General features: G+C 42.1%; 13 protein-coding genes. 12 read left to right on the forward strand and 1 reads right to left on the reverse strand.

All coding sequences use genetic code 11. The annotated features are described in order from the left end of the window. Positions 1-129 precede the first annotated feature (129 nt). From rpsR to JT739_RS05610, 6 genes are read left to right on the forward strand one after another with little or no spacing between them, the layout of a single operon-like run. Positions 130-354 carry a 30S ribosomal protein S18 gene (gene rpsR / locus JT739_RS05585; protein ID WP_255688412.1) on the forward strand — a complete coding sequence of 75 codons (225 nt, stop codon included), beginning with the start codon at positions 130-132 and terminating at the stop codon, positions 352-354. Positions 355-397: 43 nt separating this feature from the next. Further along, the gene (locus tag JT739_RS05590; protein ID WP_237660121.1) at positions 398-1342 is read left to right on the forward strand and encodes a YybS family protein; all 945 of its coding nucleotides are present in this window, start codon (positions 398-400) and stop codon (positions 1340-1342) included. A 15-nt stretch (positions 1343-1357) separates the two neighbouring features. Continuing rightward, complete coding sequence (locus JT739_RS05595) at positions 1358-3337, forward strand: DHH family phosphoesterase (protein WP_237660122.1); 1980 nt, start codon at positions 1358-1360, stop codon at positions 3335-3337. Further along, on the forward strand, positions 3334-3780 hold the full coding sequence (rplI, locus tag JT739_RS05600) for a 50S ribosomal protein L9 (RefSeq protein WP_255688413.1): 447 nt from the start codon (positions 3334-3336) through the stop codon (positions 3778-3780). Before JT739_RS05595 ends, rplI begins: the two co-directional genes overlap by 4 nt. Before the next feature lie 4 nt (positions 3781-3784). Continuing rightward, positions 3785-5125, forward strand: coding sequence for a replicative DNA helicase (gene dnaB, locus JT739_RS05605; RefSeq protein ID WP_237660123.1), 1341 nt, complete (start codon positions 3785-3787; stop codon positions 5123-5125). Positions 5126-5147: 22 nt separating this feature from the next. Then, positions 5148-5852: a Crp/Fnr family transcriptional regulator gene (locus tag JT739_RS05610; protein WP_237660124.1), complete on the forward strand. Its 705-nt coding sequence runs from the start codon at positions 5148-5150 to the stop codon at positions 5850-5852. A 334-nt stretch (positions 5853-6186) separates the two neighbouring features. Here JT739_RS05610 and JT739_RS05615 read toward each other — a convergent pair whose 3' ends face one another. Further along, complete coding sequence (locus JT739_RS05615; protein ID WP_237660125.1) at positions 6187-6369, reverse strand: hypothetical protein; 183 nt, start codon at positions 6367-6369, stop codon at positions 6187-6189. Between the two features lie 243 nt (positions 6370-6612). On the opposite strand from JT739_RS05615, the gene JT739_RS05620 reads away from it, so the two are divergent. The 6 genes from JT739_RS05620 to JT739_RS05645 all read left to right on the forward strand — a co-directional run bounded on the left by JT739_RS05620 (position 6613) and on the right by JT739_RS05645 (position 13328). Continuing rightward, positions 6613-7995: an NAD(P)/FAD-dependent oxidoreductase gene (locus tag JT739_RS05620; RefSeq protein WP_237660126.1), complete on the forward strand. Its 1383-nt coding sequence runs from the start codon at positions 6613-6615 to the stop codon at positions 7993-7995. Positions 7996-8300: 305 nt separating this feature from the next. Beyond that, complete coding sequence (locus JT739_RS05625) at positions 8301-9143, forward strand: MurR/RpiR family transcriptional regulator (protein ID WP_237660127.1); 843 nt, start codon at positions 8301-8303, stop codon at positions 9141-9143. Between the two features lie 237 nt (positions 9144-9380). After that, positions 9381-10754: a PTS transporter subunit EIIC gene (locus JT739_RS05630; protein ID WP_237660128.1), complete on the forward strand. Its 1374-nt coding sequence runs from the start codon at positions 9381-9383 to the stop codon at positions 10752-10754. Between the two features lie 26 nt (positions 10755-10780). Beyond that, a complete protein-coding gene (locus JT739_RS05635; protein ID WP_237660129.1) occupies positions 10781-11866 on the forward strand; it encodes a MupG family TIM beta-alpha barrel fold protein in 1086 nt (361 codons plus the stop codon). Between the two features lie 5 nt (positions 11867-11871). Beyond that, positions 11872-12768, forward strand: coding sequence for an N-acetylmuramic acid 6-phosphate etherase (gene murQ, locus JT739_RS05640; protein WP_237660130.1), 897 nt, complete (start codon positions 11872-11874; stop codon positions 12766-12768). Between the two features lie 62 nt (positions 12769-12830). Beyond that, a complete protein-coding gene (locus JT739_RS05645; RefSeq protein ID WP_237660131.1) occupies positions 12831-13328 on the forward strand; it encodes a PTS glucose transporter subunit IIA in 498 nt (165 codons plus the stop codon). Positions 13329-13360: the final 32 nt, after the last annotated feature.

The following is a 13360-nucleotide window of genomic DNA, read 5'->3' on the forward strand; positions in this document are numbered from 1 at the left end:
CAAGGAGGCAACGATAATTCTCTCAATCTAATAAGACAATTATCTCCTGACAGATAGAAGATGTAAAGAATAGGTTTATAGGTTTTCCTAATAAATAACCTAAATACATTATACAAGGAGGCTTTAGGCTTGAAGCCAAAACGAGCAAAGAAGAAGAAAGTTTGCAGTTTCTGTGTTGATAAAATAGAGTTCATTGACTATAAAGATTACGGTCGTTTGAGAAAGTATATAACAGAGCGTGGCAAGATCCTGCCAAGGCGCATCACCGGCAACTGTGCGAAACACCAGAGACAACTTACCAAGGCAATAAAAAGAGCGAGAAACATCGCCCTGCTACCGTTTACAGCAGATTAGAGAGGGTCTTCCCTCTCTTTTTTGTCATAAAGGAGGAAACTCAATGAGGGATACAAGTACCAAGTCACTGGTTGAAGGAGCACTACTTGCAGCCATAAACGTTATATTAAGCATCATGGCTTTATACATGCCAGTTCTCGGCACTTTTGCTGCTTTGGTTTGGCCGGTGCCTATTGTTATACTTGGAATAAGACACGGCTTAAGGATCAGTATTCTTTCTACGATAGTAGCAGGAATTTTTGTGGCAATTTTAAGCGGGCCCTTACAGGCCATAAGCATAGTATTGAGTTTTGGCCTGATAGGAATTGCTATGGGTTGGGCTATAAATAAAAAGCTGTCGCCTTTTAAGGTGCTGACAATAGGTGGTGCAGCTTCACTGATATCAAAAATAGCCCTTGTGTATATTACCATGCTCATGATCGGAGTAAATCCCATCACCGAAGAAATCAATCTCATGAAGGAATCCCTTTCCATGGCAAGCAGCATGTATGAAAAAATGGGAATGGATCCAGAAACTGTGCATACTACCGTGGAAAGCTTTACAAGAAGCCTTGAGCTTTTACCCATATTAATTCCCGGCATATTCATATTGTCATCGGTCCTTGACACTTTTTTGACTTACACAGTGACTAAAGCTGTACTTGCAAGAATGGGGCAAAAGCTAGAAGATTTGACGCCTTTTTGGCTCTGGAGATTGCCTGATTTCGCCGTTGCTTTTTTCCTCTTGGGCAATCTGCTTGTGCTTTTGGAGACCTACTGGCCGGTAGGTGTGCTTAAGGCCATAGGATCCAACTTAGCTTTGGTCTTTGGTTTTGCCTTTTACATTCAAGGGTTTTCGCTGCTGGCCTTTTTCCTGGGCAAGTACAATGTGGCAAAACCGTTGAGAGTACTTATAACCCTTTTTATCATGTTTAATCCTTTATTTTTACAAATGCTCTTTTTTGCAAGTATATTCGATACCCTATTTAATTTCCGCAAGATATATTGATTAGGGGTTTTTAGCATGGAAAAAGGTAAAGAGAATCTAATGCTGCTAATTGCAGCTGTCTATCTATTGGGAGTCATATTGCTTTGTATCGTATATTCTAATTATAAAATATCACTTTTATTACTGCCGGCTCTTGGCCTGTTGTGGTATTATTTATTATTTGTCAAAAAAGACGGCAAAACACTGCCTCAACTCATTGAACCAAAAATGACATTTCGCCAGGAGCTGTGGAAAAACACCTTAAATGAGTTGGCCACAGCCGTGGCATTGATAGATGGTGGCAATAAGATTATATGGAAAAACAAGGCATTTATTGATACCTTTGAGACAGCAGGCGAAAAAATTAGACATATTGATGAAATTATACCGTCTGATATTTTAAAACAATCCAATGAGCAGTGCCAAGAGATTGAATTACAAAATAAGCACTTTTATGTAAAAAGTGTTGCTTTGCCTACTAATGGAAGAGGGAATAGCAGAAATTACAGGGCAATTTTTATCGAGGATATTGAAGACTTATATGATCTAAGATTGCGCTTAAAGGAAAAAGAGGCGGCAGTTTGCTATTTCTACGTAGATAATTTTGATGAAATCATGTCAGCATGCCCGGAAGAAAACAGACCGGAACTTTTAGCCAAAATCGAGAAGACCATTACTCAGTGGGTGCATAATCACAATGGGCTAATAAGAAAGTACGATGATGACAAATATCTGGTAATGCTAAATCTTGGGGATTTTCAAAAGGCTGAGCAAGCCAATTTTAACATTTTAGATGCTTTGCGGGAAATAAAGGTAAGCCAGGTCATGACGCCGACTTTGAGCATCGGAGCAGCTTACGGTGAGTCTACACTAACAGAGTCTAATAAACTTGCCCAAAATGCCTTAGAACTTTGCTTGGGCAGGGGCGGCGATCAGGTAGTTGTAAAGGCGTATGGCAAAACCTACTTTTACGGCGGCAAAACAAAAGAAGTGGAAAGATACAGTCGCGTAAGAGCTCGGGTCATATCCCATGCACTAAGGGGCTTAATAGAAGAGACTGATATGGTGATGGTAATTGGCCACCTATTTTTAGACATGGATGCGTTAGGTGCAGGAGTAGGCCTAGTAAGTGCGGTAAAGAGTTTAAATAAACCCGGGTACATTATTCTTACGCCCGAGCAGAGCCCATCAGTAGATTCGCTTATGGAACTTTTGCTCAGCGATGAAGAAATGAAAAAGGTTTTCATTGGGGAAAAGGAAGCACTTGACAAGATCACGAAGAAAACTTTGCTGGTGGTTTTAGATACACACAGACCTTCGCTCATAATGTCAGAAAAAGTGCTGGAAAAGGCGGAAAAAGTAGTTGTTATCGACCATCACCGCCGGGGAGAAAAATTTATAGACAAGGGGTTACTAGTATACCTGGAACCTTATGCTTCATCTACCAGTGAAATGGTGACTGAGCTCATACAGTATATGGGAGATGATATTAAAATTACGCCCCTAGCGGCAACAGCTATGCTTTCGGGTATAGCTGTAGATACCCGCAATTTTGCCTTTAAAACAGGGGTTCGAACTTTTGAAGCCGCGTCCTTTTTGCGTCGAGCGGGTGCTGATCCCATACTGGTTTATAAGCTGTTCCAAGAAGAAGCAGATGCGGTATATCGGCGGGCGAAAGTTATAAAAAGGGCAGAAGAGTTTATAGAACATGTGGTAATATCTTATTATGAGGAAGAACCTCCAAATCCCACCTTGGCAGCTGCACAAGCGGCAAACAGCCTAATCGGTCTAAAAGGCGTTTACGCCTCCTTCGTTTTAGTGCCTATGGGTGATAAAATATCTGTCAGCGGCCGTTCCTTAGGCAATATAAACGTGCAGCGAATTTTAGAAAAGTTAGGCGGAGGCGGGCACATGACCGTAGCTGGTGCCCAACTTTACGGGATAAGTATGGAAGAGGCCTTGGAAAAGGTAAAACAAGCTGTTATTGATTATATGAAAGAGGGTGAATCATCTTGAAGGTGATACTGTTAGAAGATGTAAAAAAACTTGGCAAAAAAGGTGATTTGGTAGATGTATCTGACGGCTATGCAAGGAATTTTCTGTTTCCCAGGAATTTAGCTAAGGAAGCTACAGAGGGCAGTTTAAAACAGCTCAAACAGGAAAAGGACGCCCTAGCAAAGAAAAAGCAAAAGGAATTAGAACAGGCTAAGGAACTGGCCAAAGTTCTCTCAAATACAACTGTCACTTTAAAAGTAAAAGCAGGTGAGCAGGGAAAGCTTTTTGGTTCGGTTACATCTAAGGACATATCGGAGGCTTTAAAAAAGCAGTACAATATTGAAGTTGACAGACGCAAAATAGAATTACAAGAGCCCATAAAATCCTTAGGCAGCTATAAGGTTGACGTGAAACTTGCCCCGGAAGTAGATGCAAAGCTGAGTGTGAAAATAGTTGAAGGGTGATTTTATGGACAATCTTAAAGTGCCTCCTTATAACCTAGAAGCTGAACAATCAGTTTTAGGTTCCATGCTCTTGTCTAAAGATGCTGTTGTTGTAGCTGCGGATCAATTGCAGCCGGAGGACTTCTACAAAGAATCTCACCGGCGGATTTTTGAAGTTATAATTAAGCTTTACGAAAATCGGGAACCGGTTGACTTAATTACAGTAACTGAAGCTTTAAGGTCAAGTAAACTTTTAGAACAGGTAGGGGGCGCTACATATTTGACAACACTTACCGAAACGGTGCCCACTGCTTCAAATATCGCTTACTATTGCAAAATTGTAGAAGAAAAATCCATCATCAGGCGCCTGATAAATACAACTTCAAGTATCCTGTCCATGGCCTATGATCCGGAAAATGATGTTGAAAGCCTATTAGATGAAGCAGAGCGGAGAATTTTTGAAATCGCACAAAAGCAGCGCGTAGAAAGTTTTTATCACATAAAAGACATTTTATTTGATACTTTTGAACGAATAGAGCAGCTTTACAATTCAGAAGGAGGCATAACTGGGGTCCCTACAGGCTTTCCTGACCTTGATGAAAAGACCTCGGGCCTTCAACCATCAGACCTTATTTTAATCGCCGCTCGACCCAGTATGGGTAAGACTGCCTTTGCCTTAAACATTGCTCAAAATGCAGCCATTAGGTACAAAATTCCAGTAGCTATTTTTAGCTTGGAAATGTCTAAGGAGCAGTTGGTCCAGCGCATGCTTTGTGCTGAATCAAATGTGGACAGCCACAAACTTAGGACCGGGAGACTTGATGAGGAAGACTGGCCCAAGCTGGCCCGGGCCATGGGGCCTTTATCTGAAGCGCCCATATACATAGATGATACGCCGGGCATTTCTTCTTTGGAACTTCGTGCAAAAGCAAGGCGCCTAAAAGCTGAAAAAGGTCTAGGTCTTATAATCATAGATTACCTCCAGCTCATGTCAACAAGAGGTAGCAGTGAAAACAGACAACAAGAAATATCACAGATATCCAGGTCATTAAAAGCCCTTGCCAGAGAACTGTCAGTGCCCGTTATAGCACTGTCACAGCTTTCCAGGGCACCAGAGCTGAGATCTGATCACAGGCCTATATTAAGTGATTTGCGTGAATCAGGCAGCCAAGAACAGGATTCAGATGTAGTAGCTTTTCTGTACAGAGAAGATTATTATAACCCGGATACAGACAGAAAGAACATCGCCGAAGTAATAATAGCCAAGCAGCGAAATGGCCCCACCGGCACTGTGGAACTGGTATGGCTTCCCAGGTTTACAAAGTTTGCAAGCATAGAAAAATACCGTCAAAGTCAGGCAGGATAGTTTAGTTGAGTTTGGAAGGGGGTTGGACGCTCTGACGCAGTTAATGAGCGAGATAGACATTATCAAAAAGATACCGCTTTTTTCAGAGCTGGAGCCTAAAGAGTTAGAACAGGTAAAAAATATCTATCTCTTAAGAAAATATAAGAAGGGTCAGATAATCTTTATAGAAGGTGAGCCCGGCGAAGCAGTTTATTTTGTGAAAAGCGGCAAGATAAAAATCTATAAATCCGATGCGGAAGGCCGGGAGTATATACTCCATATATTCGGGCCCGGAAATATATTTGCAGAGACGGTGCTCCTCGGAGGTGGCCCTTATCCTGCAAGTGCAGAAGCCGTTGAAGACTCCATTGTAGGAATTATACAGAATCAGGATCTAGAAGAGCTCCTGAAAAAAAACACTGATATTGCCTTGAAAATCATGAAGATCTTGTCAAATCGGCTTAGGGAGTCCCAGGAGAAATTAATGAACTTTGTATTTCGAGACACTTTTGACAGGACAGCCTGCGCTCTTCACAGAATGGCCTTGGACTACGGCACGAAAACACCTCGTGGAATTGAGATAGAGTTGCCTATTACGCGAACAGAACTCGCGGCTATGGTAGGCACCTCCCGAGAAACCGTCACCCGCATGTTGAGTGAAATGAAGCGCAAAGGTATCATCAATATGGACAGACAAAAAATTATAATAAAGAATGAACGTGAACTCATGCGCTGTGTGAGAGATTAAAATATATCCCCTTCAGGATTTGCTGGAGGGGATTACTTATCGATACAAAGGAGCTTCGGTCATGTACAAAGTAATTTTTATCATCATTTTAGCGTTAATAGGTGGCCTTATCGGCCATTATCTTAAATTTCCTGCTGGGGCCATGGTTGGTGCTAAAATACTGTGCTAATGTAGCAAATCAATAAAAGATGACGGCAGATATTAAATAACCTGGCGTTTATGGCTTAAAAATGTTGGCACTTTGCAGCTTATAAACCACGGTCATGTACAAAGAATTCTTGCCGTCATCTTTGTATTTAAATAAAAATGAAGATTTACGTTTGATGATGGTATTTTACTCTCCCGGATAAATCATTATGGGTGGCCTGCTAGAGCCACTGGCTCTTTGCTGGGTGGTCTTTCCGTATGCCTGTTTTGCAGTTGGTGAAAGCTCCATAGCTGTTTCTGTATCATATCCTATATCTGATGGTTTTATAGTGAACTGCTCAATGTCTATAGATGATGTTTTGAATGCCATGATTATCCTCCTTTTAGTGTTTCAGTTTACTCTTTTGTAGTATTTCAATAAGTTAAAGGATGTATTCATAAAAAATAAGCCTTGAACTATAATCAAAAGCTCAAATAAAAATATTCGGAAAATAAATTGATTTTTTTATGTGATTTTGCTATATTAGTATTGCTGCAAAATTGACAACGTAACGTAGTTGGCAAAAGTATATAAGTCCAGTATTACTTTTCAAAGCAAACAGGGGAGGATGTTATGCCTAAAAAGTATGATGTGATTATAGTTGGGGCGGGTCCCGCTGGCATATTTACAGCTATTGAGCTCGTAAAAGAGGCCCCAAATCTTTCTATCCTGATTGTGGAAAAGGGAAAAGACATTGAATACCGAATCTGCCCTTCGAAGCAGAAAAACCTTCAGTGCCTGCACTGCAGTCCATGTTCTATTGTAAACGGATGGGGAGGAGCAGGTGCTTTCAGTGACGGTAAGCTTACTTTAACTACTGAATTTGGCGGATGGCTTGATGAATATATTACGCGGCATCAGGTAATGGAGCTTATATCTTACGTTGATAAAGTATATTTAAATTTTGGGGCTACAGAAGAGATTCATGGGGTAGATGAAAAGCGAATCAGACAGCTCCAGCAAAAAGCAGCAACCGCAGATATGAGGCTTATTCCGGCAAAGCTAAAACACTTAGGCACTGAAAAGTGCTGGCAGATATTAAAGCAAATGCGAGATTATTTAGATTCTAAAGCAGAAATAAAAACCAGCACTGAAGTAAAGCATTTATTAGTAGAAGATGGGAAGGCTATCGGCATTGAGACGTCTGATAGTCAGAGTTTTTTTGCTGACTATGTAGTGGTGGTTCCAGGCCGGGAAGGAGCCCGGTGGTTTGCAGATGAAGCTGGGCGCTTAAAGCTTGATATGACCATTAATCCTGTAGACATCGGCGTGCGGGTAGAAGTTCCTGCAGAGGTAATGGAACATTTGACAGATGTGGTCTATGAATCCAAACTAATTTACTACTCCAAGTCATTTGACGATAAGGTCAGGACTTTCTGTATGAATCCATATGGTGAAGTGGTTATGGAAAACAATAGCGGCCTGATTACAGTCAACGGCCACAGTTATGCAGATAGAAAAACAGCCAACACTAACTTTGCCTTGCTTGTAAGCAAAACATTTACTGAGCCTTTCAAAGAACCTATCTCTTACGGCAGAAATATAGCCACCCTTGCCAACATGTTGGGCGGTGGCGTGTTAGTTCAGCGGTTAGGTGATCTTTTGTCAGGCAGAAGGTCAACTCCAGAGCGAATTAAGCGAGGGTTGGTTGAGCCTACTTTAAAAGAAGCTACACCTGGGGATTTAAGCTTGGTTTTCCCATATCGGCATATGGTGAGCATTCTTGAAATGCTAAAGGCAATGGATAAACTTGCACCGGGAGTGTACTCAAATCACACTCTGCTTTATGGCGTAGAGGTTAAGTTTTACTCTTCAAGGCCCGCTTTGACCTCGAGTTTAGAAACACAGATTAAAAATCTGTTTGCCGCAGGTGATGGAGCCGGCGTAACAAGAGGGCTGGCACAGGCATCGGCCTCCGGCGTAATGGTAGCTAGAGAGATATTAAACCGTGTATGAAAAATTTGACCCTACTTTGTCAACGGTATTTGCTGACGAGTTAAAATAAATGAAAAACCAAATTCAAAAAGGAAAAACTTTCTTCTGACAAAGCTGATTTTATGGGAAAGAAGTTGATATTCTCAAAAGCGTTTTTTAGGCTTTAATATAGACTGTTTCAAAAGCCTTGAAACGGAAAACAAAGGCGCTTTTATGAAATTAATTTTCATAAAAATATTATTTTGAAGAAGGATTTTTGCAAAACGTGTAGAATAAAATTTAATAAAAAGATTCCAAAAACTAATATAGCATTTTGAGGTGAATCCATGCCGGGAGATCTGGAAAAAATCCATGCAGTTATAAACAATTTAAAACCTTCGGAGAAAAAAATAGCGGATTTTATTTTGAAGAATCCTCAGGAGATTTCCGAACTTTCCATATCCGAACTGGCACAAAAATGCCGGACCAGCGAGGCCAGCGTTGTTAGATTCTGTAGGACCCTCGGATATAAGGGCTATCAGGATCTGAAAATCAAGATTTCATCAGATGTAGTTTTCAAAACAAGGAAGATCCAGGGAGTCGTCAATATCGATGACGATGCCAAAACCATAATAGCCAAAATATCCAAAAACAATATGCAGGCCATAGAAAGCACCATGGATATAATAAACCTTAGAGAAGTGGAAAGGGCGGCGGAGGCAATTTTAAGGGCGGCAAAAGTCGATTTTTACGGAGTAGGTGCATCCGCCTTTGTGGCACAAGACGCCATGCATAAGTTTATGAGGATAAACAAAGCCTGTACCGCTTACCTTGATTCTCATATGCAATTGGCATCTGCCGCAAATCTTACAAAAGACGATGTGGCCGTAGGCATATCTTACTCCGGCCAGACAGCCGATACAGTAGATGCGCTAAGGCTTGCCAAAAATGCTGGAGCTACAACCATATGCATTACCAGATTCGGCAACTCCCCAATTACCGAGGTATCCGATATAAAACTTTTTGTAATTGCCAATGAAGCTGTTTTCAGGAGCGGGGCCATGGCTTCCCGCATAGCTCAGCTGAATGTCATAGACATCCTGTTTTCCATAATAGCATGCAGGAAATACGACGATATAGTGAAATACCTGGAGAAAACCAGCGAAGCCGTTTCCATAAGAAAATACTGAGTGGGCGGTCCACCATCAGGCTGCATCCTAGAGCATCTGCTAACAAACGGGTATATGCCTTCAATAGTTAATAATAGTTTTTCGCAGAATTAATTTTTTTTAATCATTTATGTAATAAAATTTCAATATAACTAATAATAAATGAAGAAATATTACGAAGGTGAGGTGGTTTTACTCATTTGATATGTGTTTGGTATATTGCAGACTCATTTTATTGAAATCGGGAGGTTGGTAATTGTGTCAAAGGAAAGAGATATGGCAGTTTCAATCCTGGAAAATCTGGGCGGGAAGGAAAACATAATATCAATGACCAATTGCATGACCCGCTTGAGAGTTGAGGTGAAGGATAAGTCACTGATTAAACGGGAAGAATTAGCTGCCATAAACGGTGTAATAAAACTCCTTGAAAGCGGTGAAGGAATTCAGATAGTGCTGGGGCCAGGCGCGGCCTCTAAAGTGGCAGTAGAATTGTCAAAAATGGTCGGGGTGAAGCTGGGCGATGCAAAGGAAATTAAAGAGGCGATTAATGAAAAAAATAAGACGCCTTTTAAACTTATGCTCAAGCGCATTGCAAGCATATTCATTCCATTAATACCAGGCCTCATAGGTGGAGGTTTGATCCAGGGAATAACCAATGTGGCTACTAAATTCCAATGGATAGCAAATGAGAATTTGCTGGCAATGCTTGGCCTTCTAGGAAGCACAATTTTTACTTACATGGGTATCATGGTCGGCATGAATACAGCTCGGGAATTCGGTGGTTCACCCACTATAGGCGGAATCATCGCAGGCATAATCTATAATCCTGCTCTTGCAAATATTCAGATTGCAGGAAAAGCGTTGACAGTCGGAAGAGGCGGAATTATTTCGGTGTTGATTGCCGCTGCCTTTGCCAGCTTTTTAGAGAAAAATATCAGAAAGAAAATGCCCAATACTATCGAACTTTTAGCTACTCCTCTATTGACCATTCTCATAGCAGGATTTGCCACATTGTATATACTTCAGCCCGTTGGAGGAATCATTGCGGATGGCATCGGTCAGACAGTAAATACAGTCATATCGGGGAAAGCCGGTTTTATCACAGGATTCATTCTGGCAGGCACTTTCTTGCCTTTAGTTATGACCGGACTTCATCAGGGATTAACTCCCATCCATGTCCAGTTGTTGGAATCCACGGGCGTGACGGTGCTGCTGCCGATCCTTGCCATGGCGGGGGCAGGCCAGGTAGGAGCGGCGTTGGCGGTTTATGTGAAGACAAAGAGCAAACAGCTGAAAAAAACCATCGAGGGCTCCATATTGGTAGGCATATTTGGGATAGGCGAACCTCTGATCTATGGTGTTACATTGCCACTCGGCAGGCCCTTTATAGGAGCATGTATAGGCGGAGCTTTCGGAGGGGCGGTGCAGGCCTTGTTAGGAGTAGGGGCAAAAGGCCTGGGCCTTTCGGGTATTCCTCTTGCTGCCCTGATAAAACCCGAGAAAATAGCTTTCTATCTCCTGGGATTGGTTGTATCTTATATAATGGGTTTTGCAGCTACTTATGTTTTGGGATTTGACGACCCTGTGGACGACAAGATTATGGAAGACAACGGGTTTTCTTTTAACGCATAAACTTTTTGTCTAGGGAGCGAATACACGTGGATTGCGGTGTATCGGTCTATTTCACAGAGGATTATGATCTCCAACGGAATATGGATTATATTGATTTTGCCGCGCAACAGGGCGCAAATTCAGTCTTTACATCGCTGCACATGCCCGAAGTTGATTATAAAAAGAAGTTGGATGACTTTATGGTTCTGGCTAAAGCTGTGAAAGCTCGGGGATTGAACTTTATAGTTGACATATCTCCGCATACCATGAGAATATTAGGTGCCTCTGCGGATAATTTGAAACCTTTTGCTGATTTCGGCGTGAATAGCATAAGGGTCGATTATGGATTCGATATTCGGAAAATATCCAAAATGACCAACAATAAATTTGACATAAAAATTCAGATCAATGCAAGCACCGTGACTCCTTTTCAAATGGATTCATTGAAAAGCGAACATGCGGAATTTACCAGGCTTTCTGCATGCCACAATTTTTATCCCAGGCCGGAGACCGGGCTATCCTATGAACTTTTTATGGAAAAGACAAGACTTCTTAAAAGTATCGGGGTTCCTGTTTATGCCTTTATACCGTCTCAGAAAGGGCGCAGAGGCCCAATATATGAAGGCCTGCCCACCCTTGAAATTCACAGAAGTTTAAATCCTGGCACAGCGGCAAGACATCTGATATATACGGGCATGGTGGATGGCGTTTATTTTGGGGACGCATATGCATCTGGTGAAGAAATAAGGGATGTGGCGAGAATAGATCCGGATATCGTTGAGATTTCCATCGAATTGGCTTCAGATATAAGCCAGGCTGAAGAAGAAATTGTATTTGCACCGGTACACACTAACAGACTAGATGCTTCTGATATTGTGATAAGATCTGAAGAATCCCGGGGATATGCAAAAATAGGCCCCAGGATTGCTGCAAGAAATACTGTGGGGAGGAGAGCCTTCAGCGTAACCGTTGATAATGAAAAATACTTCAGATACTCAGGAGAACTTCAGATAGTCCTAAAAGACCTGGCAGCTGACGAAAGGGTAAATGTGGTGGGGATTATCCCAGAGCAAGAACATATTCTTGTAAACCAGATACGTCCAGGAACCAAATTCAGATTTAGGAAAGGGTGACAACAATGGACCTTGCAAAGCTTGTAACAGAAGAAAGAAATCCCGATACACTGGATATCGATATGCTTGAGACACAAGAAATACTGAAGAAAATCAACTCTGAAGATAAAAAAGTCCCTCTGGCGGTGGAAAAAGAGATACCCAGCATCGCAAAAGCTGTAGATGCCATAGCCGAAAGGCTTGGTAGGGACGGGAGGCTGTTTTATATTGGCGCCGGCACCAGCGGCCGCATTGGGGTGCTGGACGCTTCCGAATGTCCCCCCACCTTTGGCGTTGACCCGGAAAAAGTGCAGGGTATCATTGCAGGTGGCGATACTGCCATTCGAAAGTCAATGGAAGACGTTGAAGATGATGCCGAACAGGGTAAAATAGATTTAATGGATAAAAATTTGAGTCCAAAAGATGCGGTGGTTGGTCTGGCGGCAAGCGGTAGGACCCCTTATGTTCTGGGAGCTATGGAGTATGCCAGAAGCATCGGGGCTTTGACAATAGGGGTTTGCTGTACTCCAGAAAATCTAATGAAAAAATACGCTGATATAATGATTGTCCCTGTAGTCGGGCCGGAGGTTATTACAGGCTCTACCCGCATGAAAGCAGGCACAGCCCAGAAACTGGTGCTCAACATGATTTCCACCAGTGTCATGATAAAGCTGGGCAAAGTATACAGCAATCTGATGGTAGATGTCAGAGCTACCAATGAAAAGCTGGTGCAGCGGGCAAAAAGGATAGTGAGGCAGGCCACCAGCGCGCCAGATAGTATTATAGAGCAGACATTGGGGGAAACCGGCTTTAATGTGAAACTGGCTATTGTAATGATTTTAACGGGGCTGGCAAAAAAAGAAGCGGCTGAGTTGCTGGATAAGAACCAAGGGAATGTGAGAAAAACATTGGGAATGATTTAACCTTTAGTTTTAGGAAGACTGCGTGACATTTTATCGTATATTAATCCGAGGAGGTTTTGCTAGTGCTGTTCGGCATTTTTGGCAACAATAACGGCAATAGACACGTAATAATCAAAGCCCCCATGAGTGGCAAGGTCGTCGACCTTTCCGACCTTCCCGATGAAGTTTTCGCCCAAAAAATGGTGGGAGACGGAATAGCCATTAAACCGTCGGAGGGCATTGTGGCGGCTCCATTCAATGGCATAGTTAAACAGGTTTTTCCCACTGGGCATGCGCTGGTGCTGGAATCCATGGAAGGCCTTGCTGTGCTCATTCATATTGGCCTTGATACGGTAAACTTAAAGGGTGAAGGATTCCGTCTACTGGTAGAAGAGGGTAGCACGGTGAGCGAGGGCACTGTCTTGATGGAGTTTGACCAGGAGCTTATAGAAAAAAACAGCTATCCCCTTGAGAGCCCGATAATAATGCCAGAGGGCCAAAAAATAAAGAGCATAGAGTTTACCAAAGAAAAAGAAGTGAAAAAGGGCCAAGATGTTCTTATGAAGGTGGAATTAAGATAGGCGATTCATGATTTCATAGTGTAAAATAATTG

This window comes from Tepidanaerobacter sp. GT38 (assembly GCF_021991635.1).
Classification (GTDB): domain Bacteria; phylum Bacillota; class Thermosediminibacteria; order Thermosediminibacterales; family Tepidanaerobacteraceae; genus DTU063.

Excerpts from the sequence above, each read along its gene's own strand:
- JT739_RS05590 (WP_237660121.1), top strand. The coding sequence starts at position 398 with ATGAGGGATACAAGTACCAAGTCACTGGTTGAAGGAGCACTACTTGCA.
- JT739_RS05595 (WP_237660122.1), top strand. The coding sequence starts at position 1,358 with ATGGAAAAAGGTAAAGAGAATCTAATGCTGCTAATTGCAGCTGTCTAT.
- dnaB (WP_237660123.1), top strand. The coding sequence starts at position 3,785 with ATGGACAATCTTAAAGTGCCTCCTTATAACCTAGAAGCTGAACAATCA.
- JT739_RS05615 (WP_237660125.1), bottom strand. The coding sequence starts at position 6,369 with ATGGCATTCAAAACATCATCTATAGACATTGAGCAGTTCACTATAAAA.
- JT739_RS05620 (WP_237660126.1), top strand. The coding sequence starts at position 6,613 with ATGCCTAAAAAGTATGATGTGATTATAGTTGGGGCGGGTCCCGCTGGC.
- JT739_RS05625 (WP_237660127.1), top strand. The coding sequence starts at position 8,301 with ATGCCGGGAGATCTGGAAAAAATCCATGCAGTTATAAACAATTTAAAA.
- murQ (WP_237660130.1), top strand. The coding sequence starts at position 11,872 with ATGGACCTTGCAAAGCTTGTAACAGAAGAAAGAAATCCCGATACACTG.